The organism is Terrabacter carboxydivorans (assembly GCF_039532035.1).
GTDB classification, from domain to species: Bacteria; Actinomycetota; Actinomycetes; order Actinomycetales; family Dermatophilaceae; genus Terrabacter; species Terrabacter carboxydivorans.
This window is the reverse complement of the sequence record NZ_BAAARE010000034.1, coordinates 1-26,988: the sequence shown is the minus strand read 5'-3', so window position 1 is coordinate 26,988 and position 26,988 is coordinate 1. Positions and strand designations below refer to the sequence as shown.

Genomic DNA, 26,988 nt, shown 5'->3' with positions numbered 1-26,988 from the left:
CCTACCACCGCCGTCGGAGACAGCCCCGCCTCGGCCGGTTGACCCCGGTCGAATACGAGTTGATCATGACGACAACCGCCACTCAGGTGGCCTAACCGAAACTGTCACCCGTCCGTGCAGCAGACCCTTCTGTCCGGGGCGGGCTGCGACCCAGGTCTTGAAGCCCTCGACCTGGGGCGATCGACGTCCCGAACGCGTTGCGGGCCAAAGTGTTCCGCGGCGAGGTAGGTCGTGAAGGAGCGTAGCGCGAGATCGGCGCCGGTGACGCTGCCCGGGCGTAGGACGCAGGCGACCTGGGCCAGGTAGGCGCGCATCGTGGCCACCACGTGCGGGTGGGTGGCCTCGAGCTGGTTCCGGGTCGGCAGCAGCAGCGGCCCGCTCACCGCAGCCTCCGGAATCCCGGGATCGGCGTGGGTCCCGGACGGTCCGGATGGTCCGGATGGTCCCGAAGATGCGGCGGCACGCCCGGCCCTGTCGGCAGCCGGGGCGTGCCGGCGAAGACCTGGGCGTCGATGACCGCCGCGGCGCGGCGGTACTGCGAGGCGAGCCAGTCATCGGCCAGGTGCAGATAGATCCGGGTCGACTCGATCGAGGCGTGCCCGGCCTCTGGCTTGGACGGCCTCCAAGGGCATCCCGGCCTCCCGCAGCCGGGTCAGGCAGGTGTGGCGCACTGGTGGCACGACGCGTGCACCAGCCGCGCCCTGGCGCGGGCGCCGTCGAGGACCTCGTCGAGCCCGTAGGCGCTCAACGGCTGGCCCCGGCGGGGGCGTTTGAGCACCAGGAAGACGGCGTCGGTGTCAGCGTCCGCGGGTCGTTCCTGCTCCAGGTAGGCGGCCAGGTGCTCGAAGAACCGCGAGGAGATCGGCACGAAGCGTTGATGCCCGCCCTTGCCTTCGGCGATGAACAGCCGCCGCTCCGCGGCCCGGACATCCTCCAGGCGCTGCCCGAGGACCTCGCAGCGGCGCAGGCCACCGAGCAGCATCGCGGCGACCATGGCCCGGTCGCGGTGCGTGCGCAACGCCGCGGTGAGGGCGTCGACCTCGGCCGGGGTCAGGATCCGCGGGAGCGTCGGTCGTGGCGCCGTCACCAGCGGCAGGCCCTGGGTTGGCCGGTGCCGTGCGCGGCGGGTCGGCAGCCCGCGCGGGACCGGGTTGGTGGGGACTTCGCCCCGGGCAGTCAGGACGCGTACAGGCCAGCGATTTGTCGACAGTCGGCATCGCACGATCCGTAGTGACACCCCGACCGTGTCGACCTCGACCGAAGTCAGGAGCGGGTCCCGCACGTGGGCGGCGCTGCTGCGCTGGGCGGTGACGAAGCCCAGCACGTCCGTCGCGGTCGCCGCCTTCACCGGATTGGCAACGACCGTGAAGAACACCTTCAGGTCGAAACGTGCCGCCAGCACCGTGTTCGGCCGACAGCGCCCGGACAAGAACTCCAGGTAGGCATCCAGCAGCGGGTCACCGAACGGCTCCGGCCGAGGCTCAGCGGACGGAATCAGACGCGACACAAGCTTCGGCATGCGGGGCCTCCTCGAGGAGAACGGACACCCCAACGCAGGAGCGCCGGCAACCCCGAAGGATCACCCGCACATAGAGCATGACAGGAAGAGTGCTTCCGCGTTCTGTGGCGGCAGGGAAAGCCGTTCCAGGGACTCAAGTCGCGAGCTGTGCGCACCAGGGCCGCGAGGACAGGGGTTAGACGCTGTGCACGATGCGACCCTCACAGACGTCGCGGCCGTAGGCTGGAGGGGCCGGCGCTCGTTCCCCCTGTACGGGCGCCGGCTTTCCCATGCCTGGGACTCATCATGCCTGCGATACCCGATCGAACGCTTGTTCGATCCGTGCGAGACACTGGATGCATGGCTGGTGGTTCGGGACGAGGGCATGACCACCCCATCCCGCTGCCGCCGCCGGCGCGTCGGCACTGTTGGGTCACCGGGACCGAGTCGTCCCGCGGACCCCACCCCGGGCTGATCGTCGAGTGGTCGCGACGCGACGACGGCTGGTGGGCACTCGTCACCTACGTCATCGAGACCGACGCCGCGGTCGTGCAGCAGTGGCTTCCAGCCACGCTGCTGACGCCGACCGCATCACGCCAACGGTGACCCTCCCGCTCCGTGACCTGACAACGAGGCACCGAGAGAAAGGCTCTCCCATGCGACACCCTGTAGATGCCGGAGCCCGGCAGCGCCTGCTCGAAGCTCAGCGGGCAGAGGCCGAGGCGCTGCGCAGGGTCGAGACGGCCGACAAGGGCTGTACCAGCGCCCGCGACCGTCTTGCTGCCGCCGATGCCAAGCTGCTCGAGGCGCAGCGGACTCTCGTCCGGACTTCCGGCGCATCCCGCGCCGCGCTGCTGCTCGGCGTCGACGAGACAACGCTGCGTCGTGACCTCCGGCGAGCAGACCAAAGCAGCGATGGCCTGAGCTCGCAAGTGAACAGCTGAGCCATCGGCGGCATCAGACGGACGGCCAGCGCACCGTCATCATCACGGAGTCCTCGATGGCTCGCCAGGCGTGGACTACGCCAGGCCCCCACATCACGTAGTCGCCTTGCCGGCGCAACTCGACCTCCCGATCCGGCAGCCGCTGCAGGAAGCGCCCAGAGATCAGCACCATCATCGAGGTGCGGGTCTCGCCCGTGGTCCACTCGGCTCGTTCCTCCCCCGCAGCGTGGGTGCCCCACTTGATCTCGACGTCGGTGGAGTTCGCCACCGAGTCGGGCGGCTCGATGAAGGTCCCGACCAGCCAGCCTCTGTGTGCGGGTCCGTCGTCGAATGCGTTGCCGGTTGCGATGCTCAAGGCGTCACTCCAATCTCGAAGTCCGGGAGTCGGACTCTGTCTGGGTTGGTCTCGGCGAGTTGCTTCAAACCTAGGGCAAAGGCGATTAGGCCTTCGTCCGACCACCGGGGGTCGTGCAGCAGCTGCTCGATGCCGTCCGCGTCCGCGCTCGAGATACGCCAGAGTCCGCTCGACTCCCAGTTGGCTTCGACGCATCCTCCGAACTCGCTCCAGAACGTCTCGTCCTGCACCGCGATAACGGCCGGAAACTCGAAGCTCCCAGCGACGAGGTTGTAGGCAAAGCCCGTCAGTCGGATGTCGAGGTTGGCGGAGTCGACCAGCCAGGTCATCGGAGCAGTCATCCGGCTGGGGTGGAGCACCTCTGCCAGTCGGCACGTGTCCCCGGTGCCGTCGACCTCGGCCCTCCCGAAGAGCTCCTCCTCGAGCTCGCGCAGCAACGTCGTCCGGATGTCGACCTCGGCCGGGGGCTCGTTCGTGGGCTGGTGGAAGCACTTGGGAATGACCGCGATGCGCCCGGCGCCGTTGACGACGCGGCTGCTTCGCTCCTGCACGAGCAGGAGGAAGTCGGCGGGTCTGCCGCCTTGAGCCGGGCGCGCGAACGCCGTCAGCGCCAGGGCGCCGCCCACACACTCACGGCTGCCCGGGTCCAGCACCGTGTTCAGAGTGGGTAGCAGCTGGTCTCGAAGCTCGAGGCGAACCGCATTCGACCCCACTCCACCGACGGCTTCGGCCTCCAACAGGTCGAAGGTCAGTCCATAGCGAACGAACGTGCTGAGACCAAAGGCCGCGCGTATGCCGTGGGCTCCGGTGTCGCAGCGGAGCAGCCGGTAGGTGGGCTGGTCCACGAAGCGGGTGCGTCCACTCAGGCATGCGGCCAACCGCGCCTCTGCCGCCGTGATGAGGGCGTCCGTCGCCTCGGGCGCGGCCGACGCTGGCGCCCTGGTCAGCTCGAACCGTGCATCGATCCCTCGAGCTGTCGACAGTGCGCCTCGGTCCGGAGTGACGAGGCTTGTCCTCAATCGCTCAGCGCAGGTGTCGAGGAAGATCGCACCACGGATCTCGTCTCCGTGCGAGTAGTAGTCCAGCAGGAACCTCGACAGTGCCTGTCGATCAGGGCGCTCGGACGGCGCGCAGGCGGGCTCCTCGACCTGGCCGCGGACCGCGCGCGTGACCACCGCACCGAACGTCGTGCCCGACGGTGCGTCGCGGACCTCGTCGAGCCAGGTGAGCGACGTGTGCAGATGGCGGGCGTCGCTCAAGAGCTCGCTCACACGACGGACGTCCGCTTCAGTCGATCGCCCGAGATGGCCTGCAGCGCCGAGTTGCTCGAACCGCTGCTGCGCCTCCGGAGACGCCCTGGACAGAAGCGTGTCCAGCGCCGCCTGCATCTCGAGGGTCAACGCCATGCTCGGGTTGGCGTGCCACTTCGCCACCGTGCGAGCCGCCGCGCCGAGTGTCTCCGCGAAGGCCTCGTTGGTCAGGCGAAGGGCCCGCTGCAGCCGCGAGGCGTCCGCTGGATGCCAGGTGACGACGACGATCCCGGTCACGACTCCCACCTGCCCGAGTGCGCTAGTCGCCGAGCCAATGAAGTGCACTGCGAGTGCATCCCGAGGTCATGGGAGCCGCTCGACCTTGCTGGCTGACTTGGGGACATGGAGCCAGCAAGGACATGCGCCGCCGCCTCACTGTCCGCGGGCCAACGCACCGTGAGGTCGCCGCATTGTCCCCGTCGCGTCGGTGAAGGCAACCCGAATGTCCTCGTCCTGTGGAGAACCGCCGAGCATCGGCCGGTTGTCCACAGCCAGGGCGGTTCCAAGCGGCGCAACCAGCCGCGAAGCGGGACAAATGGTATTGGGCGCGGCGCCGCCACGGCGCCGCTGATCTCTCGGAGGAGCACGCGATGACCGGTCAGGAAGACAAGGCAACAGAGCTCATGGGCGCCCTCAGGCGCTGCAAGCCACTCGACCAGGCCTCGCCCGAGCGAGACCAGCTCTGGGTGACGGTTCGCGAAACCATCTGCACCAAGAGCCTGTGCCTCGTCGTGCCGATGGGCTCGAGCTCGCCGGTGCCCGTCACGGCAGAGCACTCGACTGACGAGCTGATCGCCGCCATGGACTGGCTGAGGACGCACGAGTCGGAGGCGCGGGCCATGGCGCCGAAGAGGCTGTTCATCATGCTGCGCGGGGTCGCGACGAAGGGCGCCCTCGGCTCGGCGCGCGCCGCCCAGGCCGATGCGCTTCACGGGATGACCCACGTGAGCCCCGGAGAGCCCGTGGTGTTCGCCGACCTCGAACGAGCGGAGGTGGCTTGACCATGACCCTCATGACCTTCGCTGCGTGGACCGCCGGTCAGCTGCACGTGACAGAGGAGGAGCTCGACGCCGTGAACCTGACGCCCGTCTTCGACCTCTTCATCTCGCGGATCGAAGAGGCTCGCCGACGCGGCGCCACCGACCCGCTGACGACGATCACGACGAAGCGCGCCGGCGGCAACTCCCGGGCCTGCACCAAGCGCATGCTCGAACAGCTCGGCTTCTCGGCCCCGCAGCGGCGAGCGGTTCACCGACTTCTGGCCGGCTCCCCCTCCGGCTGGCCCGGTCTGCTGCGTCTGTATGCCGTGTCGGCTGACCTCACGGGCGGCCAGCGACAGTACGCCCGGCGCCAGCTGCAGGCCCTTCGGCCTCACAACCGTGCTCGCAGCCGCTCGAGTGCCGGATGCGTCGCCAACGCTTCCACCCCGTAGACGGCAGCGACACCCACGACTGCAATGGCCCACACCTGCCGGCCCGACAGGAGTCGGGGCGCCCCGTCTCCGTAGTCGAGCACGGCGTACCCGCTGGAGGGGCACGGCTCGAAGCCGACAAGAGATCCCCACCACAGCGAGACGATGCGGCAGTCACTCGTCTTCAGCAGGATGCGACGGTCCGTCACGAGCGCCAGGCTCGAGATCGCGGGGGTCCAGGATCCCCCGCTGCGGTACCTCAGATCCACGCAAACCTCACGCCAGGCTCGTTCTCCCGACTCGAGGACCAATCCCCGCCCCATCACATCGACGACGATCGCCGGCACCAGGCCGGCGAGCTCGAGCGCGAGGTGTCGAGCGTCTTCCTCGATCTCAACCACATCAGGTGCCCGCGGGGCACTCTTCAAGCGCAGCATGCGGCATACCTCCTCGGCCAGGAGAACTACGCAGGCCGGGGCACCATGGAACCATCAGCGTCCAGTAGTGCCCCGATGCCTCAGTTCGCGTGCCATGTCGCTCATCCGTGCCGCAACCGGGGTGTTCGCCAGCGGTGCAATCACGTTCGCTGGCCTCGGTGTGGTGACAGTCGGGGCCGCGGGTAGCACCTCGCTGCCAGAGCGACCCCCGACCTGTGTGTCGACCGGCGCCGTGAAGGGTCTATCGGCGAGCCAGGCTCAGAACGCCCGCATCATCGTGGCCACGGCGGAGCAGCGCTCCGGCCGGGCCGGCGCCTACGTCGCGATCATGGTCGCGTTGGCCGAGTCGGACCTCAGGATCTTGTCAAACCCCAATGACCCTGCGGGAGCATCGATCCCGAGTCAAGGCGTGGGCCACGACCACGACTCCCTGGGCCTGTTCCAGCAGCGACCCGGCTGGGGCAGCGCTGCTCGGCGGATGGACGCGACCGAGTCGACCAACCTCTTCGTGGACGCACTGCTCCAGGTCAACGGTTGGCAGTCGATGACGCCTTGGTATGCCGCGCAGACCGTCCAGCGGTCGGCCTTCACGGGCCGCCCTACTGGCGCCAACGGCGGGTCCAGCGTGGTGGGCGGCAACTACCTGCGGCAGGCGAGCAGGGCAGCAGCCATCCTCAACTTCGTTGAGGTCGACACCAGCGCCCTCGACTGCGGCGGCGCGCCCGCCGACACTCTGGCGCTCGGCGGCGCTGCGAGCCACGGCATGCCTTCTGGATTCGTGCTCCCAGCCACCACCAGCCCTCAAGCGCGGACTGCTGTCGCCTTCGCGCTTGCCCAGCTCGGCAAGCCGTACCTCTGGGGTGGCAACGGGCCTAGCTCATTCGACTGCTCGGGACTCACGCAACAGGCCTGGCGCCGTGCCGGTGTCGTCATCGGCCGCGTGGTGGGTCAGCAGCTGCGCGACGGTGCCGCGATCACATCGACGACCCTCTCCCCCGGCGACCTCATCATGATCCCCGGAGCCACCGGCACGCTTGCCGCTCCCGGCCACGTCGGGATGTACATCGGCCATGGTCTCGTCGTGAACGCACCGCGTACCGGTGATGTGGTGAGCGTCGTGACCTACAAATCCTTTGTGTCGAAGGGTCTTTCGGGCCTACGTCACATTGCGTGACGCCGCGATGAGCACTCAATTCGTGCTGTTGGACGCATAGTGCCCCCGCCTCGTCTCTATCGCAGCCATGCGCGGAACTGGTCCGCGCAAGCTGCGAAAGGCACCTCGATGAAGACCTGGATGATCCCCTCAGTCGACGTCCCGCCCAACCAGAACGGCCTGCCCGGCATCGCCGCCATCGAGAAGATCGTCGGCGCCTTGCTGACCTTCGGCCTCATCGCCGCGGTCGCGGGCATCGCCATCTCCGCCATCGCGTGGGCCATCGGCTCGCACTCCTCGAACCCCCACGTCGCGGGACGAGGCAAGACCGGTGTCCTGGTCTCAGCCGGTGCCGCCATGCTCATCGGCGCAGCCAACACCCTGGTCACCTTCTTCAGCGCCGCAGGCTCCGCGGTCCAGTGACATGAGCTGGCGCACGCTTCGGCCTTACGCGATCGCAGTGATCCTCGCCGCGATGCTCGTGGTTGGTGTCGTCGGGGTCATGCTCACGCGCCAAGAAGCCCCCGACACTCGCTCGGCCAGCCCGGCCTCACCGGCATCAGAGTCCTCGAGCATCGCCGGCCCGCCTCCCTCGCAAGCACCAGCTCAGCAGGCCGACCCTGTGGTCCGCGACATCGTCAGGCTGCGTGCAGTCAGCCAGGTCCTGCCGGGCACCCGGGAGCCGCGCATCACTGGTGACGTCACGCAGCAACCGGATCTGTATGCCGCTGAGTTCGTGCGTCGTCTGCTCACGCAGGACTACCGAGCGTCCCGCGATGCGCACGTCGCGTGGGTGCAGGGCGAGTCCGCCCAGACGACAGAACCGCTCGTCGTCGGGCTGGTCCCCAAGGAACTGCGCGGTCGTCTCGCCGTCTTCTCCGTCACGGAGTCCGGTGGGCAGGGCGTACCCATCCCCACTGCGAACGAGTGGGCTGCCTTGAGAGTCCAGAACGCCTACACCACGGTGAGGGTTCAGCGCGTCGATGAGCCCTTGGCGTGGAGCACTGCTGTCTCGAGCGGTCGCATCAGCGATCCCGGAGTCACCGGCAGGGAGGTGGCAGCCTCCGTCACGCTTCACTACGAGAAGCAGGGACGTCCGGTCACTGCGACGTCTTCCGTGGCCATAACCCTCAACCTCCAAGGGCCGCCAACGCGAAGCACCTGGGGCTTCGTGACAGCCGTGACCTACTCGTCCCTGCCGACGAGCGCGCCATGAGCTGCGACGGGATCATGGCGACCAACCCCATGTGCCTCGTCGCTCAAGCGGCCACAGGCACGGCCGGTGCGGCGTCCACCGTCGTCGACGGGGCGTTCTCCAACATCGCCGGATACTTCGGGCAGGCGGCGCAGAACGCCACGACGTGGCTCTGGCAGCAGATCGGCGAGGCAACGACCCTCGACCTGCAGTCACCGGCACTCGCACGGGAGATGACGATCACGGGGGCCATCGCCGCCACTCTCTGCCTGGGCCTCTTCGTCATCCAGGTCACCACTGCCGCGTTGCGCGGACACCCTGTCGGGCTGGGAAGAGCACTGAGCGGACTGCTGATCAGCTTCGTCGGATCGGCCCTGGCGCTCGCCACGACGCGGGTCCTTCTCGGAGCCGTCGATGCCCTGAGCGACGGCGTCGTCCGCTTCACCATGGACACCCAGATGGACGCCCTCGGCAGCAAGCTCTCCTTTGTCGGCCTGGCCCAGATGCAGAACCCCGCCGTCGTGATCCTGCTGGCGCTCGTCATCATCGTCGCGGCCGTGGTCGTGTGGGCGGCCATGATGATCCGCAAGCTCATGCTCATCGTGGCGGCTGTGCTGGCACCGCTAGCGTTCGCCGGAGCCACGGCTGACTTCACGCGAGCGTGGGTCAGGCGGTGGATCGAGCTCGTGGTCGCGATGATCGTCTCGAAGCTGCTGCTCGTGATCATCCTCAGCATCGGGGTCGCGGTCCTCAACGGTGCGGGCCAGTCTGACTCGGGGGCCGGCCAGGCGGTCACGCAGCTCGCCGGTGGATCCCTGATCCTGCTGCTGGGCGGCCTGGCACCGTGGGTGGCCATCCGCATGTTCCACTTCGCCGGCGACACGCTGCACTCGGCTCACGCGACTGCACGACAGGCCTCAGTCGGCGCCCAGACACTCGTCAGTGCACCCCAGAAGGTGACCGCCCTTCAGGCTCAGGGACGGGCACTCGCATCCGTCGGGTCGTCAGGCTCGGGCCGAGGCAGCAAGAGCGGAAGCGGTATGCCGCCGCCTCCCCCACGCCCCGGGGCCTCCGGCCCGGCCGGGCCGCCGTCACCCGGCCCGGGCGCAGGACTGCCGGGCGGGTCCATGGGACCGGCTGGAGCAGCCAGCGGAGGGGGCGCCGCAGCCGCCGCTTCGGTGGCTGCTCCGGCTGCCGCTCTCGCGGGCGTCGCTCTCGGAGGCAAGTCGTTGATCACCAAGGCCGGCAACATCGCAGCGAATCCCCCCGGCCAGCCTGTCGGCACGGCCCCAGCGTCGAGCTCGCCGATCCAGGAGTCACCCATGAAGCACCCACCCACATACAGCTCGAGGAGCTGACCCCCATGACCGATGCCACCACCACTCCCATGACGGTGAGGTTTGGACGACTCCCCCGCCGCGGCCTTCTCCTCGGGCTCTCCGCGTCACGCATCCTCTGCCTGTGCGTCGCCGCCATGGTCTTCGTCCCGTCGATCTTTCTCGGCAGCTCGACGGGCGCGGGCCTCACCGCTCCGCTCTGGGGCGGGTTCATCGCTCTCGCCTTCGTGCGCTGGCACGGGCGTCCTGCCGTCGAGTCACTTCCCACCGCCGGGCACTTCGCCTTCCGGAAGCTCAACGGGCAGACCAAGTTCCGGGCACGCCCGTCAGCTCCACGCCCGGGCGGCACCCTAGCTCTGCCAGGTGATGCGGCGGCGCTGCGCTTCCTCGTCGACGAGGAGTCCGGCATCGCCATGCTCCACGACCCGCACGCACGTACGCTCACCGCGGTCGCGCTCGTGCGCCACACGGCATACGTGCTCCTCTCGAGCGACGAACAGGCACGGCGCGTCCACGGCTGGGGACGCGCCCTCGCGAGTCTGGCGGCCTCGGGGACCGGGTGCCGCCTGCAGGTGCTCGAGGTGTCGCTGCCCGACGCAGGACGCGGCATCACCGGCTGGTGGGAGCTCAACGGCGTCAAGCAGCCGGAGCAGTGGGCGGTGCAGCAGTACGAGTCCCTCATGCGGACCGCAGCACCGGCTGCCTCGACACATCGGACGCTCATCGCGCTGTCGCTGGACCTGCGCGGCGCGCGGGTGCACATCAAGCAGGCGGGGCGCGGCCTTCGCGGAGCGGCCGCATTCCTTCGCCAGGAGATGACCTCCCTGGAGGCGGGTCTGCGAGCGGCCGACCTGGCGCTGGCGACCTGGTTCAACGAGAGCGAGCTGGCCGCGACCTTGCGCGAGGCCTTCGACCCCGGGCATGGCGCGCTCGGTGACGACAGGCAGACGCTCGCGACTTCCGGCCCGGTTGCTATGGATGAGGAGTGGGACCACGTGCGTCACGACACGGCATACTCCGCCGTGCTCTGGGTCAACGAGTGGCCGCGGGTGGGAGCACCGCCCTACTTCCTGCACTCCCTGGTGTTCCAGCCCGGCATCCGCAAGACACTGTCGCTGACCATCCAGCCGATCCCAGCCGACGCGGCCATGCGCGACATCCGCAAGGCCAAGGTGGAGTACGCGACGGAGGCCGCGCAGAAGGCGAAGATCGGCGCGATCGCCGACCTGTCGGACAGCGCCGAGCGCGACGACGTCATCGAACGTGAACGTGCGCTGATCAGCGGCCACGCAGACGTGAAGTTCACCGGGCTCATCTCCGTCACGGCGCCGTCCACCGAAGAGCTCGAGGCCGCCGTCGCGGAGATCGCCCGGGCCGCCATTCAGTGCGGGTGCGAGACCCGCCGACTCTACGGCCAGCAGGCCCGCGCCTTCGTCTCGGCATCACTCCCTCTCGCGCGGAAGGTCAGCTAATGCGCGCCGCCTCGCCAGCCTCCTTCTACGCGCCGCAAGGGACCAAGCGACGCCGCGGCAAGCATGAAAGGCCAACGGGCTCGCGGCGCAAGACTCCCGCGGTGGTTGCTGAGAACGTCACCGACTCAACGGCGTTCTTGCCAGCCGAGGGCGAGGGCGGGCCAGAGGCGGGTCGGTCCTACCGTCGGCTCAGTCTGCCAGGCCATCGCGCTACGTCCGACGTCGTTGCTGGCGCCTACCCATTCCTCGCGGAGGGTGGGCTGGGCAGCGAGGGTGTCTACGTCGGGCAAGACGCCTGGTCCGGTGGCGGCTTCTGCTTCGACCCGTGGGTGCTCTACCGCAATGGAGTGATCACCAATCCCAACTGCCTCCTCGCCGGAGTCGTGGGCAAGGGCAAGTCGTGCCTCGGCAAGTCCCTAGCCACGCGGTCCATCGCATTCGGACGACGCGTCTACGTCCCAGGCGACCCCAAGGGCGAGTGGTCCGTCGTCGCGCGAGCCGTCGGGGGCGCCGCCATCCAGCTCGGCGGCGGGTCGAGCAACCGTCTCAATCCCCTCGACCCTGGACCTCGCGACTCGGCCCTGTCCGACGCCCAGTGGAGCGCCTTGGTCACCAATCGTCGCCGGGCACTCGTCGGCTCCTTGGCGCAGTCCTCTCTCGGCCGACCGCTAGCCTCCGTCGAGCACACGGCACTGGACGTCGCACTGGCAGGCGCGGCCGCTGCGGCAGCGGAGCCCACGCTTCCGCTCGTGGTCGACCTGCTGCTCGAGCCACGAGCTTCGCTGCCCGGAGCAAGCGCCGCGGATCTGGCCCGCGACGGGCGCGACCTCGCGCACGCTCTCCGTCGTCTCGTGGCCGGGGACCTCAGCGGCCTCTTCGACGGACCATCCACCATCACCTTCGACCCGTCGCTGCCGATGGTGTCGCTGGACCTGTCCCAGATCCAGGGCTCTGACCAGCTCATCGCCATGGTCATGACCTGCGCCTCAGCGTGGATGGAGTCGGCGCTCTCAGCCCCTGACGGAGGACAACGTTGGGTCATCTACGACGAGGCCTGGCGACTGATGCGCCAGCCGGCGCTTCTCGCCCGGATGCAGTCGCAATGGAAGCTTTCGCGCGGACTCGGTATTGCGAATTTGCTGATCGTGCACCGACTCTCGGACCTGGACGCTGTGGGCGACGCGGGCTCGGAAGCTCGTGCAATGGCACGAGGCCTTCTCGGGGACTGCTCGACCAAGATCGTCTATCAGCAAGAGGTGAGCGAGGCTCCCCAGACGGCCCTCGAGTTGGGCTTGTCGACCGCCGAGCGCACCCAGTTGCCTGACCTCCAACGCGGTGAGGGACTGTGGCGCGTCGGGCAACGGGCATTCGTCGTGAGGCATGTGGCAACAGATGACGAGCTCGCCCTATTCGACACGAATATTCGGATGCAACTGTCCTGACGAACGCCACAGCCATTGCCGGGCCACAGTCCCGCGAACAACAGCAGCGTTGTCCTCAAGGGCTCGTCTTGGGCGAAAGCATTTGTCAGGCCAATCTTCGCCAGGTGTCCGCGCGCCACAATTTTGCGCAATGCCTACAGCTTGGGTCACTAATGCCTTACCGTACCCGTGACATAAACATGCGAAAAATAGCTATTACCCGCTAACGGACCTCCGAACACGACGACACGATTTCCCAGTCGGTATCGACAAAGCGGAGCACCACTTTGCCATTGGAGGGAAAAGGAATGGCGGCCAGAAGGTAAACGTCACCCCGCTCTCGCTTCAACGAGAGGCGATTGTTTCGGAAATCGCTCAACAAACGATTCCAGAACTCGTCAGCGGCCCCCATAAGCATTGGCGGGGCATTGCCCTCAACTATCCGCCCATCGACAATTGACACACTGAAACGCCCACTCAGCCCACCGGTAATCTCGGAAATCTTGCGCGGGCCAGCATCCTCATACTCAACGGGAACAACTATGGGCAGCCCTCGGGAATGATTTACCGTACGTGACTGGCTTCGGGATACCCGTCGCCTTTCTCGCACTAGATAAAAGAACCAAATGAATGCGAGAGTGGTGACAATTCCAGACAGTCCGGCGAGTAACTCGATCACCACAATCGCCGATTTTTTCCGCTTAGCGCATTCCGCTTTGCATAGCTAATCGCCGAGTTCCTAATTCGCTTATTAGTACCGCTTCCTCCCATTGAGCCCTTGAAGCCCCATGTGATGGTATCCGTAACAGTCACTCTCTGCCTCCATCGGACCGAGAGGGCACCCTGCGCTATGATGTTTCCGCCCGCTCCCCAAAGACCGCCGACAATGACGACACATCCTGCCCCGAGCGTACCAGCACAAAATGCGCCGGCAGCCGCTGCGGTCGCGGCTCCCACCACGATGCCGACACCCCACCGAATGATCTTCCGACGATGCTTGTACGCGTAGTTCTTGACCTGCGTCGCCTTCTTAAGAATCCAATCACACCCCCAGCCCCAACACTTCCCATCTAGGTCATAGCCGTTGATGGGATCTTGGGGGTAGCTGTAGGCGGTGGTGTTGCCTCCCGCGACGGGGTCGGTGCTGAGGAAGCGTCCGAGTCCTGGCGCGTAGAGGCGGACGCCCATGAGGGTGAGGCCGCCGAGGTCCTCGGTGGAGCGCTGTTTGCCGCCGAGGGCGCCGTACCGGCTGGGCTGGGTGGCGGCTCCGGTGCCGGTGGGGCTGGCGGGGATTCCGTACTCGTCGACGAGGTAGTAGGCGCTGGGGTCGGTGTCGCTGGCGGTGGCGGTGGCGGCGATGTCGCCGTGGAGGTTGGCCACGTTCCAGGTGATGGTTCCGGCCTGGTTGATGGTTGCGACCAGGGAGCCGTCGAGGCCGGTGATGTTCCGGGTCCAAGCGGAGCCGTCTGCGGTCTCGGCGATCCAGTCGGGTGAGTCGCTGGACGCGTCGTCGTAGTGGTTCGTCTTCGACGATGTGGCGCCGCCGGTGACCGTGCTAGCGGCGAACCGACCGGAGGCGTCAAGGGTCCAGCTCTGGGTCGTCGAGCCTTGAGTCTGGGTGCGGACGAGGTCGGTGGAGTAGTAGCCGACGGTGACGTTGCCGGTGGTCCCGCTGGTGGCGAGGCTCGAGTCGGCCGACGGGAGGGTCGTGATCCGCCCGAACGCGTCGTAGGCGAGGCCAGCATGGCTGCCGGTGGCCTGGAGCCGGTCGGCGACGTCATAGCCGTAGCTGGTCGAGCTTGCGGCGGTGGTGTTCTGGCAGGTACCGCCGGCTCCGGTGGCGTAGCGGGAGGTTGAGGTGCGGTTGCCGTTCTTGTCGAACGCGTACGCCCGGGTGGTGCACGTGTTGGCGCCGGTGATCGCGTCGCGCGCTGCGGTGAGGCGTCCGGCGGTGTCGTAGTCGTAGGCGCGGTTGCCGTCGTAGCCGGCGGCGCCGGTGTAGTCGGTGGCGACCGTCTGTCCGTAGGTGTTGGACTGGGCCGTTTCGGCGAGCCAGGTGCGCCCGTTGGCGGTGACGGTCCGGGAGGTGGTCTCGCCGCCGGTGTCGGTGCTGGTGGTGATGAGCTCACCGTTGGGCAGGCTCTGGGACGTCAAGGCGCCGTCGGCGTCGTAGTCGGCGGTGATGGCCCCGACTCCCGAGACGGTCGCGGTGGTGGCGACATCGCGGTAGTCGCCGTTCTCGTTGTACGTGTACGTGGTGGACCCGTGCGGTCCGGCCACGGTCGCGACCCGGCCGGCGGCGTCGTAGCTCGTTGTCGTGGTCGAGGCCTGGGCACCGGTGGCCTGGTCGTTGTCGGTGTAGCTGGTGACCCGGCCGAAGTCGTCGTAGGACGTCGACGCGGAGGTGAGGACCTGGGTGGCGGTCGCGGCCGCCGTGGTCTTGGTGACCAGGCCGGTCGCCGGGTCGCGGGTGCTGCTCGTGGCCGGGACCGCGGCCCCGAGCCCGCCGGTGACCGTGGCGCCGTCGGTGTCGGTGCCGTAGCCGCTGTTGCTGAACGTCGTCGCGGTGGTGCGGGTCTTCACTGTGCCGGCGGCGTCGGTGACGGACTCGTCGACGGTGGTGGGCCGGTTGAGGTAGTCGTAGGTGGTCGTTTTGGTCGTGGGCAGGCCGGGCAGGCCGGCGACGCCGGGCGCGGCGTACGGCCCGGTGGTGCAGGTGAGGCCGTCCCATGCGGGCTTGTTCCCGCAGGTGGAGTCGATGCTGTTGTTGCCGGCGGTGTAGTAGACGGTGCGCGTGGTGCCGGCGTCGGTCCCGGAGGAGAGCGGCTGCCGCTTCTCGATGACGGCGCCGGTCGTGGCGTCGTAGCGGGTGATGGTGGAGATGTTCAGCCCGGCCGGGTCGGTGGTGACCTTCATCGGCGTCTTGAACGTCCACCCCGTCGTGTCCGTGGTGGACAGCGCGTACGCGGTGGTGGTGACCCGCTGGTCGGTCTCCGCGGTGGCGACCGGGAGCAGCGACTGGGAGGCGGCCGTGGTGACCTTGACGGGCAGGTGCAGCAGCCCTCCGGTGGGGTGGCCGAGCTCGGTGCCGTTGTCGTAGTCGGTGTGCGTGTGCGTTCGCGCGGGTATGGGGTCGCCATTCGTCCCCGAGCCGGGGATCTGGGTGAGGCGGGCGGGGGCGTAGCTGTCGGTGAGGTCCCCGACGCCGCCGGCGTCGTAGGTGTAGAGGTTGACGGTGGACAGCGCGGCTGCGGCAGCGGCGGTGTCCGCGGGGAGGCCGAGGTCCGGGTCGGCGCTGGCCGATCCGAGGCCGAGGGCGACGGCCCGGTTACCGGCCGACAGGGTCCGCACGGCGTTGCCGCGGTCGTCGTAGTCGGTGGTGTCGATGTTCCAGCCGTCGGCGGTGTCGGCGTCCCCGACGCGGGCGTAGTCGCCGGTGTTGATCGTGCGACCCTCAGCGTTGAGGTAGCTCACCGACGCGCCGCGCAGGTCGGTGCTCGAGGCGGGATGGCCGGGGCCGAAGACGGCGGTCGCGGTGACGGGCGCCTCCGACTGGCCCCAGGTCGCGACCTGGGCGCTGGTGAGGTTCGGGCGCCAGGAGGGGTTGGCGGCGTCTGCAGTGGTGGGCACCCCGTAGGCGATGGTCGTGGTCTCGGAGGTGCCGCCGTTGGCGGAGTTGTGGGTCCGGGTGACCCCGGTGAGCCGGCCACTGCCGTCGTAGGTCAGCTGCTGCGCAGCGAGTCCGGGTGGGGTGATCGAGGACAGCTGCCCGCTGGCCGTGTACGCGTACGTGGTCGGGCGGATCGGCGTGGCGCAGGTCACGCCGGCGCCACCCGAGGCGGCGTCGCGGGGGTCCCACGCGGTGGCGAGGCGCCCGTTGGCGTCGTAGGTGTAGCAGGCGACCTTGACCGACTGGGCCGCGCCGGCGGCGTCGACGGTCTTGTAGGTGACGTCGGTGAGGCGGTGGCTGGCGTTGTAGGCGAGCTCGAGGGACCGGCAGCCGGGCACCCACGTGGCGCAGGTCGACCCGGCGGGGGTCGGGGCGAGCATCCGGGTCGGGTAGCCGTTGGTGTCGTAGCTGTACGTCGAGGTCTGGTTCGACCCGGGCTGCGTCACTGTCGAGACGGCGTAGGCGTGTGCTGCGGTCGGGGACGCGGCCGAGCCGAACGTGCCTGCCGGGCTGGCCGGGCTGAAGGTGGTGGAGTTACCGTCGAGGTCGGCGACCGTCCACGTGGCCGGCCCGTTGGTCACGGCTCCGGCAGAGGTCAGGGTCAGGCCGCTGTCGGCGTCGTCGCCCGTCGGCAGGTAGCCGCCGCCGCTGGTCTTCGCGAACGTCACCGCGGCGCCGGAGGAGTCGGCGACGGCGACGGTGGAGCCGCGGTCGGACAGGCCGGTCCAGTCCGAGCCAGCCGAGTCCGTGGCCAGGGCGGTGGTCCAGCCCGGGCCGAAGACGCTGGACTTGCCGGTGGCCGGGTCGGCGGCGCGGGTCGGGTCGAGGGTGTTGAAGGTCCGGTTCAGGGTCAGGACCGACCCCGGCCCGGACACGCCCGCGTCGGTCTCGGACAGCGACAGGTTGCCGGTGATGAGGTTGACCGGCCCGGCCGGGGTCGATGCGGTCGCGTCGGTGTTGCCGGTCCCGAGCGGGTCAATCGTGACGGTCGGGGCCGAGGCGTCGGTGTTACACACCGCCGTGCCCCCGCCCGCCGGGGTGTAGCAGGCGCGCAGCAGCACGCTCGTTGCGCTCGACGCGCCACCGGCGGACAGGGTCGTGCCGGCGTCCCACACCAGCGTCGAGGAGGTGAACGAGGACCCCGACGTGGTCCCGGCCGACGGCCAGGCCGACAGCGCCGACCCGTTGAGGGTCACGTCCCCGGGCGGGACCGTCGTCCACGCGTCCGTCGCCGCGCGGCGGTAGGACCACGTCACCGACCCGTACGTCGAGGACGCCTTGCCGGTGAGCTTCACGAACTTCGAGGACGAGGTGCCGGGGCTCGGCGCGGTGATCGCGACGCCGGTGCCGAAGCTGTAGGTGGTGACCGGGCTCGGGTTGCCGGCGGTGTTGACGGCCTGCACCGACAGGGTGTGCCAGCCGTCGCCCAATGCAGCTGCGGGCGGGGTAAACGTTCCGGCTGCGTTGTCCGTGGTCACGGTCGCCGTCGAGGGCGTGCGCATGGACGGGTCATCGACGCTCCACAGGTACTTACGCACGGCCGGCCCGGACACGCCGGTCACGCTGACCGTGACGGGTCCGGTCGATCCCGAGGCGGCCCACCCGTTGCTCGGCAGGGCGCTCGAGGTCACCGACGGGGCCGGCGGCGCCGGCGGCGGGACGGTGACGAAGTAGCCCTGGATGTCGACGATCACGTCGGTCCTCTGGTACGACCAGACCGCGATCTGCCCGTTCGCGCCGAGCTTCGCGATGGCCGTCCCGGTCACGTTGAGGGTCGTCCCGGCGTTGTAGTTCAGGATCGAGGTCGGAGGGCGGTTCGTGCCCTGCGGGAACACCGCGAGGTTGCCGGCCGCGGACGGGTAGGCCGCAGTCACCGAAGCGACGACCGCGGTGACGTTCAGGTCGTTCGGGACCAGCACGCTGGTGCCGCTCTTGATGCCGCGGACCGGGACCGCGGCCGTGGTGTTCGCCGCAAGCGGCGCCTGCTTCGCGTTCAACCCGGTGAGAGTGGAGTAGGCGCGGGTCGGGCTGATCGGCACGAAGTAGGACTTCGCGTCCGCGTCCGGGGTCAGGTAGTAGCCCTCAACGTCGACGATGACATCGACGCTGCCCGCGTTGTTGTAGATGTTCAGCTTGCCGTCGCTGGTCAGGCCGGACTGGACCATCGCCCCGGCGGTCGCGCTCGGGGCGACATTCAGGACCGTGGACACCGGCCGGGTGCCGGTCCCCCACGTGGAGAAGTACGTCGACGCCGACGCCTGGGTGCCCGTGATGTTCAGGACGACCGCCTGCACGCCGCTGGTCGGGACACCGCCCTGCCCGCCGACTTGGATCTGCCGGGTCTGCCCCGCGGTCATCGACGTCTGCCCGGTAGCGCGCGAGTCGTAGATGCGGGCCGGGTTCAACGCCACGAACGTGCCGCCCGCACCCGTCGTGGAGCTGTTCGTGTAGTAGCCGGTGATGTCCACGATGAGGTCCGTCGTGCCGGCGTTGTTGTACACCGACACCTTCCCCGTCCCGGACACCTTCGAGATGATCGTGTTCGCCGTCGTGACACCCGACGCCATGCTCAGTTGCGACAGGTTCGCCGGGCGCGCCTCATCCGACGGCCACACCATCAGGTACGAAGCCGCAGACGGAGACACGGCCGTGACCGTCATCGCTACCGCGGAAACGCCCGAGGACGGCACCCCCGCCGTCCCGGTGGCTTGGAATGATGCCGACCCGCCCGGACCCAAAGAGGCAGCAACGCCCAACTTGGATCGGGTGTCGACCACCCGCGTCGGAGTGACCGCGATGAACTCCCCCGCAGCCGGCGCTGTCGCAGCGTCCGCCGCAAGAGGTGTGAACACCTGCAACCCGAACGAACCCACCAGCGCGACTATTGCCACACCAGAAGCAAGTACGCGCGCCCAACGGCCTTGACCAGCCACCCGAAGCCCCTGTTCCCCGGCTGCCCTGAGCCGGCACACTCGCAGCTCATCAGGAGCAGCAGCAACGGATCATGCACTAAAAACAGGCTTCTGTCACTATCTACACATCTCCGTCTCAGGATCGCTTGATCTGGAGCTCTCTGACGGAGTCAGAGACCTCGCCGAAGAACCCTCTGCCACTGAGTGCACGTCGCCTGAGGTTTGGCCGTGTCCCTGCCCGAAGAAACACCCCGGCCCGACGGGACACGAGCCTTGAGGATGTCGGTTGAGACTGGCCAAGGCCCTCGAACCAGTCGTCTCCTTCGTGCCCCAGATCCTCCGTGGTCTGTGCATGGAACCCAACGGACACTTTCCTTCGCGAGGCGAGGGCGCACTGCTTGCGACGCTGGCCGGTGTGGTCGGCACAGTCGTTCTGCTCTGGCTTGCCGCGACCGTGGCCGTTACGTGTCGAGGTCACCCGGCACCGCCTTTTTCAGCTGTCCGCGCGTTGGGGACGGTGATGCGCCCCGCAGATCCGAGCGCTGCCTGGGGCGCCGACCTCGGCTCTGCGCTCGAGTACTGGGCGATCGTTCTGGTGCTCCTCCTGGCGCTCATCAGCGCCGTCATCGTCGTACATCGGAGCCTCCACACACTGGAGGGCACCAAGGCCTGGGCGCCTCGCGCAGGAATCGCATCGCGGTCGCAGGTAGTCCGCGCCGCTGGCGCTCAGCGTGTTCAGAGTCGGGCGCGAGCCCTGCGGCCGTCGATCGAAAGCGCAACTGTCGCCGCGGTGGCGCACGCCGTCGGCCACAGTCGCGGCGTCAAGTGCCTCGTGACGGTCGAGGACTCCACCGTGATCCTCGGGCCGCCGCGCTCGGGCAAAGGCCTGCATCTCGTCATCCCGGCCATCCTCGACGCGCCGGGATCGGTCGTCACGACCAGCACGCGCCCGGACAACCTGACCGCCACCCTCCGCGCGCGCCAAGCCGTCGGACCGGTGGTCGTGTTCGACCCGCAGGGCCTCGCGCTGGGGATCCCGTCGGCCGCCCGCTGGTCCCCCATCCGCGGGTGCGAGGACCCGCACGTCGCGATGGTCCGCGCCAAGGCCCTGACCAAGGGGGCCGCGTCCGGCACGACGGACGCGAACTTCTGGCAGTCCTCCGCAGAGCAGGCCGTCCGTGCCCTGCTGCACGCAGCTGCCCTGGGCGACTGCAACGCGAGCGACCTGTACCGGTGGTCCCTTTCGGCGGTTCACGCGCGAGAGGCCGTGATGATCCTTGCCGCGACCCCGGCCGCTGCCCAAGCGTGGCACCAAGGCCTCGACTCCATCATCAGCGCCGACCCTCGCCAGCGGGACTCCGTCTGGGCGATGGTGTCGATCGCCTTCGCCGCACTGGCCGACCCGCGTGTCCTCGACGCCGTCTCCCCCGCCGCCAACGAGCACCTCGACCCCGCAGACATCCTCGCCAACAACGGGACCGTCTACCTTCTGGGGACCTCGACCGGCGCGGCCGCCACTGCGGGCCTCGTGGGGGCGTTCCTCGAGGACGTCCTCGAGGTCGCGCGCCGCAAAGCCGCTGGCTCTCCTGGCTCCCGGCTCGACCCTCCCCTGTCGATGGTCCTCGACGAGGCGGCGAACTACCCCCTCCCCTCGCTGGCGTCGCTCATGTCCGACGGTGGCGGCTCCGGCATCGCCACAACCGTCGTCCTGCAGTCCCTCGCGCAGGCCCGCGCCGTCTGGGGCGAGCACGCCGCCTCATCGATCTGGGACGCCGCCATCGTCAAGCTCATCCTCGGCGGCGGCTCCAACGCCCGCGACCTCGATGACCTCTCGAAGCTGATCGGCACGCGCGCGAAGGAGGTCACGTCCCGAAGCACCGGCCACGACGGCCGCAGCTCCACGTCCACCTCCAGCAGCGAGGTCCCCATCCTCACCCCGGCCGAGCTCCGCACCCTGCCGTTCGGCTCCGCGGTGCTCCTGCTCCGATCCGCTCCGCCGATCGCCCTGACCCTGAGCCCGTGGACCAAGCGCAAGGACGCCAAGGGCCTCACGACTGCCCGACTCGACCTCGAGCAGAGGATCCGCGATGCGAGCCACACCCACTCCTAAAACGCCGCGATCGTGGGGCCGACGAGCGTCGTACGACGCCTACCTCGCCTCCCGAGCCTGGAGCGACAAACGCCAGCAGTGGTATGCCGCGTGGCTGACCTCGGCGGGTATCGAGCCGTCATGCCTCGTCTGCGGCCGCCGCTGGACCCTGAAGTCCGGCCACCTGCACCACACCACCTATGCGCGTCTCGGCGACGAGGCCCTCACCGACCTCGTGCCGCTCTGCCGCCGCGACCACCGAACGCTGCATGCCGTCATCGACTCCACCCCGACCTGGCGCCGCACCGACCGCCGGACCGCCACCGCGGCCCTCGTTGCGCTCTTGCGCCAGGCCAGAACCCAGGGGGCCGACCACAGTTCGAATCCGCCGGCCCCGACGTCGTGACCGCCGAGCCCCTCGACTTCGGCGAGGACCCGTTCGAGCGGACCTTCGGCCAGCTGCGCGGGCCCGTGCACTGGCCGTCCCTGACCGACGACGAGGCCCGCGACCGCCGACGCGAGCTCGACGACTGGGTCAACGACTTCGTCCGACGGTTCGCGGTCGAGTCTCGCTTCATCCCTCCGTGCTGGGCGCAACACGGCGCCCTGATCGAGATCCTGTCCGCGTTGCGTGACCATGAGCGGGCCGACTACGCCGACGCCGCCTCCCCCACTGCCGCAATGGATTTCATCCGAGCCGTCCACGACGCGCAGATCTTCCTCGCGGAGCAGGTCTCCAAGACACAGTGTTCCGTCGCCGGCCACCGCGACGACCTCATCGCCCCGTGGCTCACCGACAAACCGACGGGGCTTCAAGACGACTGAGCCCACACATGGTGTCCCACCAGCTCGGTGCTCACCCCAGACGCGGGAGAGCCCCGCGCGAGGAGGGTCGTCATGTCAACCAACACGCACCCCACGTCGCCACCGTCGCTGTCCCGGTCACCGCGACCGGACACCGTCGCCGACCAGCTCATGGCCCTGGCACGAAACGCCAGCAACAACGTCGACGAGCACGACCCGATCGACTACTGGTACCGCCTCGGCCAGCGCAACGCCTACGCCCACGCCACCGCCCAGCTCCTCGCCACCGAGCTCACCGAAGACCCCTTCGTCATCGCCGAACGCATCACCACGGCCCTCGACGCTGGAGCCAGCGAGGTCCACGAGCTCCGCGACGCGGCATACGGCCACGGCACGACCACCACTCCCCCGAAGCCCGCGATCGAGTGGGTCGGCCCCAAGGCGTTCGACACCCAGCACCGCACCATCCGCGGCATCGACCGCGACTACGGCATGCGCTGGGGCCAGCGCGGCAACCAGCGCATCTCGCTGCGACTTGACGGCGAGGAAGCCACCCAAGGGCTGCTCTACGCGTACGACCCGACGTGGCAGGAGTATGCCGTCCTGTCCACCACTGCGCCCCGCGCCGCCGTCGACCGCGCCTTCGCCCACGCCACGGACACCGACATCCACATGCCCATCGAGACCTTCGCCCAGCTCGTCGACACCTACGCCGCAGCTCTCGAGACCGCGGAGCGTGACCGCGCCCTCGCCGAGGTGCAGCTGTGAACCTCGAGCGGCGCACCGTCGACGTCGACGCCATCCGGGCCCGCCACCCCCTCCCGGACGTCGTAGCCGCGGCCGGCATCGAGCTGCACCAACGCGGCCACGGGTACATGGCCTGCTGTCCCTTCCATGAGGACAAGACACCCTCGCTCTCCGTCGGCGGGGTGCCAGACCGCTTCCACTGCTTCGGCTGCGGCGCCAGCGGCGACGTCATCGACTTCGTCCAGCGGACCCGCGGCCTGGACTTCCTCGGCGCCGTCGCCGAGCTCGATGGCACACCCGGTCATGACCGGTCGCTGTCTGTCATCGAGCCGCGGGCTCGGCTGCGAGTCGTCCCCGCGACGCCAGACCCCGACATCGCTTTCGCACGCGCCCTCGAGATCAACGAGCTGGCATGGCAGCACTTCTCGACCCCGGTCGCGGCCGGCTTCGCCAGCCACTACCTGAAGAACCAGCGGGGCATCGACGTCGAGCCGCTGTCACGAGAGCTCTTCGGAACGGTCCTCGTCGGCCACGCCACGCACGGCTGGTCCACCCTGACCGACCAGCTCCGCTCAGGGGGCGTCGAGGACGAAGAGCTCGTCGCCATGGACCTCGCGATGCGAACTCGCGGCGGCCAACTCGTCGACACCTACCGCAACCGCCTCATCTTCCCGATCACCAACGAGCGCGGTGAGATCCACGGCTTCATCGGTCGCGACCTCAGCGGCCACCCCGCCGCACCCAAGTACCGCAACCCCACGCATACGCCCGTCTTCGACAAGTCCCAGCTGCTCTACCGCCCGGCACATCCCGGGCTCGCCACCAACGGGGAGGTGCTCGTCGTCGAAGGCGCCCTCGACGCCCTCGCCGTCGCGGCCGCCGCCGCCGCAACCGGGACCACGCACCGAGTCGCGGCCTGCGCGACCAACGGACTCTCCGCCTCACCAGCGCACGTCCAGCAGGTCCTGTCGATGAGCACCCGGCCGCCGCGCATCGCCTTCGACGGAGACACCGCAGGCGAGCAAGGCGTTGCCCGATGGCTTCTCGCCGCCTCTATCGAGCGCGGCGCCCCGCTCTTCGTCACCCGTATGCCGTCCGGCGTCGATCCAGCCGACTGGCTGGCCTCCCACGGGCCGAACGGGCTGCGCGACCTCCTCGCTGGACCGGTCCAAGACCAGGACGGCGAGGTCCCGGGCACCGCCGTCCCCGGCAGGGAAGTGATCCGCCTCCTCCTCGACCGGGTCGACGACCCGATCCGCGACGCCGTCGAGATCGTGGCAGGTCTGGCGTCCCAGCTGCCGGCTGCTGAGCGCGCTCAGCTCCTGCGCGACTCCGCGGCTGAGATGACCCGTCACGGCTGGAACCCGCACGACGTCTACAGCAAGGCCCTGCACTACGCGATGCGCGAGCAAGGAAGCCCGACCGTCCCGATGCCCCCCGTGGCGTCCACGCCATCGCTCATCTGACGGAGGAGCCGCCAACCATGTCACCCCGAGACGCTCTCGCGCACGCGGCAGCCCACCTCCGCTGCGCAGCCGCAGCAGCGGAAGATCGCGCCGCCCAGGATGCGCTCAATCCTTGGTGGGCCGTGGCCGGCACCATCGAGCTCGTCGCCGCTGGTCTCGATCCGATACCGACCGAGATCACCTTGAGCACGGTCGACGTGCACCAGCATCTTCAGGCCGCGCTGGCAGCACTCGACGAAATGCCAGCCGACGACGCACCCAGTGACTTCGCGTTCTGGCGGGCTCACGTCGGCGACCTCCGGACGAACGCGGTGGCACTCGACGGCACGCCTGCGGGCACGACCGGCGGCGACTGCTGATGCCGGCGACAGCGACAGGGCTGCTTAAACGCGCCCGCCTCACTCTGGAAGACCTGCAGCGGACCTCCACACCGGTCACCAGCGAACAATGGGCGTCGTTCGACCAGACGGTCTACCGGCTCCTGCAAGAGCTCGTCAGGACGAGGTCCGGCTGGCAGCCAACAGGCTCCCAAGCCGTTCCTTTGTACCGTGCCTTTCGGGACTACCCTCGACCGCTGCAACCGGCCGACGACCGGCCCGACTTCTCCCCGAAGGAGACCGCGCGCCTCCTCGGCACCAACGACACCGCCATCAGGAAACGCATCCTCAGCGGGACGATGCTCGCCGCCCCCACCAACGCCGGCTACCGAATCCCACGCTCAGAACTCGCCCTGCACCAAGATCCTCGGCCCGCAGCGAGCACCGATCACCATCCACTCGCGCGGCTAGCCTGCGAGCTGGGCGCCCTCGCTGACCTGCTGCTGACCTACCGGATGGAGCCGAGCCTTCCTGAGCTCGAGGCGGGCTCAGCGGCGTGGATCGGTAGGGAGACCCTCGGCTTGGCAGAAGGAGCCGGGAGACGCGTGCTCGCCCTTTGCGAACCCGAGATGGCCGACCGGCCTCTGAGCATCGCTCGGTATGCGGTCGCGGCCGCAGAAGCGACCGCCGTCTCGACCCCACCCCTCGGGATACAGGACCCGGCGATCGCGAGGTCTGACACCAGCGCGTCGACTGAAGCCGCAGCGCTGTCTGTCTTCATCCATCAGTGGGCGCGAGCCGCCCAAGCGGAGCTTCGAGCCCAGGTCCCCAGCGTCGAGGTACTCAAGGACGTGACTCGACAGGGCATCAACCTGTACGCCGCCTTACACGCGACCATTCAGAACGCGTCCATCGGAAAGGACGCGGTAACGGCCGTGCAGGACCGCCTCCGGGAGTCCGCGCAAGTTCTTCAGGTAGGCGCGTCCGCCTGGACACACACCACCACCGGATCGCCGCCCTCGCGTGACTATGTAGCGGCGGCCCGTTGTCTCTACGCGACTCTGACACAGATCACAACGGCCGGAACGGCAGTCGCGAGCCCCGAGGTGACATACCAAGCACTGCTCCGAGGCGCTCATGAGGTCGCATGGTTAACCACCCTCGTGACACCTCAGGCGTCCCGCCTTATCCAATCCGAGGCATTGTTCATCCATGCCCGCCACGCACGTAGCGACACACGACGGCTCCGGGCCGTCAACAACGGACGCCTGACTGTCGCCACGACCGGAGACGTGCCGAACTTGACGACCCACGGCTGGGCAGCCGAACGCGCTGCAACCTCGATGGCGAGAGCCTTACCCCCGGCGATGGCCGCTCCCGCACACGGGCCGTGGGTTCCCTTAGCGGCACAGTTGTGAAAGCAGCGGTTGCGCGCTGGTCCACTCGGTGATGCGTCGCTGCAGCCCGTCCGCCCGATTCCTAGAAGCAGCAACTGCACCCGATTCAGCACTCCCGCTCGTTGGAAGCTCCAGGCCCGTGCTGGTGGCACACACCGCCCACTTTGGGCGCTCCACGCCGCCCATTCGGGGCGAGCACGAAGCGGGCGAACGGGTTGTGTCGCTTCGCGGAGTGCGACCGCAATGGCATCTGGGCCAAAGAGGTGAGGTGCCAGATGAAGCACGACGCAGATGGAAATCGACCAAGCTCGGCGGCACGTCTCCATCTGAACGTAACTCGGCAACTGACGACATCCCTCAGACGCAAAAGTCGCCACGAGTTCCTGCTCATGAGTTCCGGGATTCCGAACGATAGCCTCGGCGTGTGACGGGAGAGTTCCTAGGTGCCGGACACCACGAGTTACTAGACGCATTAACAAGCCGACTTGCACGAATACGAGCCGGTGATCCCGATGTTGCCCGTGTGGTCGTCCTTCGTGGGCCATCTGGGATCGGAAAGACCCGAGTCCTTCGTGAGCTCTACGGCAGGTTGCGGGCGTCGCAGCGTAGCCCAGGTTACTGGCCACCACTACCCGAGGACACCCTTGGCGGCCACGGAGCGGGGGCAGATCCAATGCCGAACCGCAAGCGCTTGTCCCCATCCCCGTACCGGTTTGAATGGCCGCCCGACTCCTTGCCCGACTTTGCTTGGTGGAGTTTTGACTGTCAGCGAATGGCCGACGGGTCACTTGTCGACGTCTTGGCGCAGGCTCGTCCCTTCATCCGCACACACCTGCTGCCTGTCACCCTGGCATGGCGACAGGCTGCAGGTTGGCCAGCAGCCGTGAGGAGCCAGTCCGAAGTTCTGAGACATGTCGGCAACGCTCGAATCTGGGGCCGATCGGATGTTCGAAATCGAGGCCACTGGTTCGTGGTTTCTAGTCTGCCGTGTCTTGGGTTCTGATGCTGGGCAGCGTGTCGATGCCGCGGTTGCGCAGCCGGTAGCTGGCGCCT

General features: G+C 68.6%; 23 protein-coding genes. 18 read left to right on the top strand and 5 right to left on the bottom strand.

From position 1 onward, the window contains the following. Window positions 1-652 precede the first annotated feature (652 nt). A complete protein-coding gene (locus tag ABD297_RS22295; RefSeq protein ID WP_344257330.1) occupies window positions 653-1,519 on the bottom strand; it encodes a tyrosine-type recombinase/integrase in 867 nt (288 codons plus the stop codon). A 339-nt stretch (window positions 1,520-1,858) separates the two neighbouring features. Here ABD297_RS22295 and ABD297_RS22290 point away from each other — a divergent pair, with 339 nt between their 5' ends. Both ABD297_RS22290 and ABD297_RS22285 read left to right on the top strand, forming a co-directional pair. Further along, window positions 1,859-2,104, top strand: a complete 246-nt coding sequence (locus tag ABD297_RS22290; RefSeq protein WP_344257329.1) for a hypothetical protein — start codon at window positions 1,859-1,861, stop codon at window positions 2,102-2,104. A 50-nt stretch (window positions 2,105-2,154) separates the two neighbouring features. Next, the gene (locus tag ABD297_RS22285; protein ID WP_344257327.1) at window positions 2,155-2,442 is read left to right on the top strand and encodes a hypothetical protein; all 288 of its coding nucleotides are present in this window, start codon (window positions 2,155-2,157) and stop codon (window positions 2,440-2,442) included. Window positions 2,443-2,455: 13 nt separating this feature from the next. Here the strand turns inward: ABD297_RS22285 and ABD297_RS22280 are convergent, their stop codons facing one another. Further along, window positions 2,456-2,797 (bottom strand): signal peptidase I, encoded by a 342-nt coding sequence (locus tag ABD297_RS22280; protein ID WP_344257326.1) that lies wholly within the window; start codon window positions 2,795-2,797, stop codon window positions 2,456-2,458. Beyond that, window positions 2,794-4,344 (bottom strand): hypothetical protein, encoded by a 1,551-nt coding sequence (locus ABD297_RS22275; protein ID WP_344257325.1) that lies wholly within the window; start codon window positions 4,342-4,344, stop codon window positions 2,794-2,796. Before ABD297_RS22275 ends, ABD297_RS22280 begins: the two co-directional genes overlap by 4 nt. Before the next feature lie 353 nt (window positions 4,345-4,697). On the opposite strand from ABD297_RS22275, the gene ABD297_RS22270 reads away from it, so the two are divergent. Beyond that, window positions 4,698-5,108 (top strand): hypothetical protein, encoded by a 411-nt coding sequence (locus ABD297_RS22270; protein ID WP_344257324.1) that lies wholly within the window; start codon window positions 4,698-4,700, stop codon window positions 5,106-5,108. 2 nt (window positions 5,109-5,110) lie between these two features. Further along, window positions 5,111-5,539, top strand: coding sequence for a hypothetical protein (locus tag ABD297_RS22265; RefSeq protein ID WP_344257323.1), 429 nt, complete (start codon window positions 5,111-5,113; stop codon window positions 5,537-5,539). On the opposite strand, the gene ABD297_RS22260 is transcribed toward ABD297_RS22265, so the two are convergent. Continuing rightward, window positions 5,479-5,955, bottom strand: a complete 477-nt coding sequence (locus ABD297_RS22260; protein ID WP_344257322.1) for a hypothetical protein — start codon at window positions 5,953-5,955, stop codon at window positions 5,479-5,481. The genes ABD297_RS22265 and ABD297_RS22260 overlap by 61 nt on opposite strands. Window positions 5,956-6,049: 94 nt before the next feature. On the opposite strand from ABD297_RS22260, the gene ABD297_RS22255 reads away from it, so the two are divergent. The 6 genes from ABD297_RS22255 to ABD297_RS22230 all read left to right on the top strand — a co-directional run bounded on the left by ABD297_RS22255 (window position 6,050) and on the right by ABD297_RS22230 (window position 12,554). Continuing rightward, window positions 6,050-7,129 (top strand): C40 family peptidase, encoded by a 1,080-nt coding sequence (locus ABD297_RS22255; RefSeq protein ID WP_344257321.1) that lies wholly within the window; start codon window positions 6,050-6,052, stop codon window positions 7,127-7,129. Between the two features lie 120 nt (window positions 7,130-7,249). Further along, on the top strand, window positions 7,250-7,531 hold the full coding sequence (locus ABD297_RS22250) for a DUF6112 family protein (protein WP_344257320.1): 282 nt from the start codon (window positions 7,250-7,252) through the stop codon (window positions 7,529-7,531). Window position 7,532: 1 nt separating this feature from the next. Continuing rightward, window positions 7,533-8,324 carry a hypothetical protein gene (locus ABD297_RS22245; protein ID WP_344257319.1) on the top strand — a complete coding sequence of 264 codons (792 nt, stop codon included), beginning with the start codon at window positions 7,533-7,535 and terminating at the stop codon, window positions 8,322-8,324. Further along, on the top strand, window positions 8,321-9,661 hold the full coding sequence (locus ABD297_RS22240; RefSeq protein ID WP_344257318.1) for a type IV secretion system protein: 1,341 nt from the start codon (window positions 8,321-8,323) through the stop codon (window positions 9,659-9,661). The genes ABD297_RS22245 and ABD297_RS22240 overlap by 4 nt, the downstream gene beginning before the upstream one ends. 5 nt (window positions 9,662-9,666) lie before the next feature. Continuing rightward, on the top strand, window positions 9,667-11,112 hold the full coding sequence (locus ABD297_RS22235; protein WP_344257316.1) for an SCO6880 family protein: 1,446 nt from the start codon (window positions 9,667-9,669) through the stop codon (window positions 11,110-11,112). A gap of 101 nt (window positions 11,113-11,213) precedes the next feature. Beyond that, on the top strand, window positions 11,214-12,554 hold the full coding sequence (locus ABD297_RS22230) for an ATP-binding protein (RefSeq protein WP_344257315.1): 1,341 nt from the start codon (window positions 11,214-11,216) through the stop codon (window positions 12,552-12,554). A 654-nt stretch (window positions 12,555-13,208) separates the two neighbouring features. On the opposite strand, the gene ABD297_RS22225 is transcribed toward ABD297_RS22230, so the two are convergent. Further along, a complete protein-coding gene (locus ABD297_RS22225; protein ID WP_344257314.1) occupies window positions 13,209-18,728 on the bottom strand; it encodes an RHS repeat-associated core domain-containing protein in 5,520 nt (1,839 codons plus the stop codon). A gap of 1,177 nt (window positions 18,729-19,905) precedes the next feature. On the opposite strand from ABD297_RS22225, the gene ABD297_RS22220 reads away from it, so the two are divergent. The 8 genes from ABD297_RS22220 (at window position 19,906) to ABD297_RS23770 (ending at window position 26,938) form a co-directional block, all read left to right on the top strand. Continuing rightward, the gene (locus ABD297_RS22220; protein WP_344257313.1) at window positions 19,906-21,225 is read left to right on the top strand and encodes a type IV secretory system conjugative DNA transfer family protein; all 1,320 of its coding nucleotides are present in this window, start codon (window positions 19,906-19,908) and stop codon (window positions 21,223-21,225) included. Next, window positions 21,203-21,610, top strand: a complete 408-nt coding sequence (locus ABD297_RS22215) for an HNH endonuclease signature motif containing protein (RefSeq protein WP_344257312.1) — start codon at window positions 21,203-21,205, stop codon at window positions 21,608-21,610. Before ABD297_RS22220 ends, ABD297_RS22215 begins: the two co-directional genes overlap by 23 nt. Next, window positions 21,607-22,029 (top strand): hypothetical protein, encoded by a 423-nt coding sequence (locus ABD297_RS22210; RefSeq protein WP_344257311.1) that lies wholly within the window; start codon window positions 21,607-21,609, stop codon window positions 22,027-22,029. Before ABD297_RS22215 ends, ABD297_RS22210 begins: the two co-directional genes overlap by 4 nt. Window positions 22,030-22,101: 72 nt before the next feature. After that, window positions 22,102-22,776 carry a hypothetical protein gene (locus tag ABD297_RS22205; protein WP_344257310.1) on the top strand — a complete coding sequence of 225 codons (675 nt, stop codon included), beginning with the start codon at window positions 22,102-22,104 and terminating at the stop codon, window positions 22,774-22,776. After that, window positions 22,773-24,221 carry a CHC2 zinc finger domain-containing protein gene (locus tag ABD297_RS22200; protein WP_344257309.1) on the top strand — a complete coding sequence of 483 codons (1,449 nt, stop codon included), beginning with the start codon at window positions 22,773-22,775 and terminating at the stop codon, window positions 24,219-24,221. The genes ABD297_RS22205 and ABD297_RS22200 overlap by 4 nt, the downstream gene beginning before the upstream one ends. A gap of 122 nt (window positions 24,222-24,343) precedes the next feature. Beyond that, a complete protein-coding gene (locus tag ABD297_RS22195) occupies window positions 24,344-24,580 on the top strand; it encodes a hypothetical protein (RefSeq protein ID WP_344257308.1) in 237 nt (78 codons plus the stop codon). Then, complete coding sequence (locus ABD297_RS22190) at window positions 24,580-25,956, top strand: hypothetical protein (RefSeq protein ID WP_344257307.1); 1,377 nt, start codon at window positions 24,580-24,582, stop codon at window positions 25,954-25,956. The genes ABD297_RS22195 and ABD297_RS22190 overlap by 1 nt, the downstream gene beginning before the upstream one ends. A gap of 403 nt (window positions 25,957-26,359) precedes the next feature. After that, a complete protein-coding gene (locus ABD297_RS23770; protein WP_425581210.1) occupies window positions 26,360-26,938 on the top strand; it encodes an ATP-binding protein in 579 nt (192 codons plus the stop codon). Window positions 26,939-26,988 lie beyond the last annotated feature (50 nt).

Bases quoted from the DNA above. Each gene is read 5' to 3' on its own strand.
- ABD297_RS22215 (WP_344257312.1), top strand. From the start codon at position 21,203: ATGCGAGCCACACCCACTCCTAAAACGCCGCGATCGTGGGGCCGACGA.
- ABD297_RS22190 (WP_344257307.1), top strand. From the start codon at position 24,580: ATGCCGGCGACAGCGACAGGGCTGCTTAAACGCGCCCGCCTCACTCTG.
- ABD297_RS22250 (WP_344257320.1), top strand. From the start codon at position 7,250: ATGATCCCCTCAGTCGACGTCCCGCCCAACCAGAACGGCCTGCCCGGC.
- ABD297_RS22245 (WP_344257319.1), top strand. From the start codon at position 7,533: ATGAGCTGGCGCACGCTTCGGCCTTACGCGATCGCAGTGATCCTCGCC.
- ABD297_RS22205 (WP_344257310.1), top strand. From the start codon at position 22,102: ATGTCAACCAACACGCACCCCACGTCGCCACCGTCGCTGTCCCGGTCA.
- ABD297_RS22235 (WP_344257316.1), top strand. From the start codon at position 9,667: ATGACCGATGCCACCACCACTCCCATGACGGTGAGGTTTGGACGACTC.
- ABD297_RS22240 (WP_344257318.1), top strand. From the start codon at position 8,321: ATGAGCTGCGACGGGATCATGGCGACCAACCCCATGTGCCTCGTCGCT.
- ABD297_RS22255 (WP_344257321.1), top strand. From the start codon at position 6,050: ATGTCGCTCATCCGTGCCGCAACCGGGGTGTTCGCCAGCGGTGCAATC.
- ABD297_RS22265 (WP_344257323.1), top strand. From the start codon at position 5,111: ATGACCCTCATGACCTTCGCTGCGTGGACCGCCGGTCAGCTGCACGTG.
- ABD297_RS22285 (WP_344257327.1), top strand. From the start codon at position 2,155: ATGCGACACCCTGTAGATGCCGGAGCCCGGCAGCGCCTGCTCGAAGCT.
- ABD297_RS22270 (WP_344257324.1), top strand. From the start codon at position 4,698: ATGACCGGTCAGGAAGACAAGGCAACAGAGCTCATGGGCGCCCTCAGG.
- ABD297_RS22295 (WP_344257330.1), bottom strand. From the start codon at position 1,519: ATGCCGAAGCTTGTGTCGCGTCTGATTCCGTCCGCTGAGCCTCGGCCG.
- ABD297_RS22260 (WP_344257322.1), bottom strand. From the start codon at position 5,955: ATGCTGCGCTTGAAGAGTGCCCCGCGGGCACCTGATGTGGTTGAGATC.
- ABD297_RS22290 (WP_344257329.1), top strand. From the start codon at position 1,859: ATGGCTGGTGGTTCGGGACGAGGGCATGACCACCCCATCCCGCTGCCG.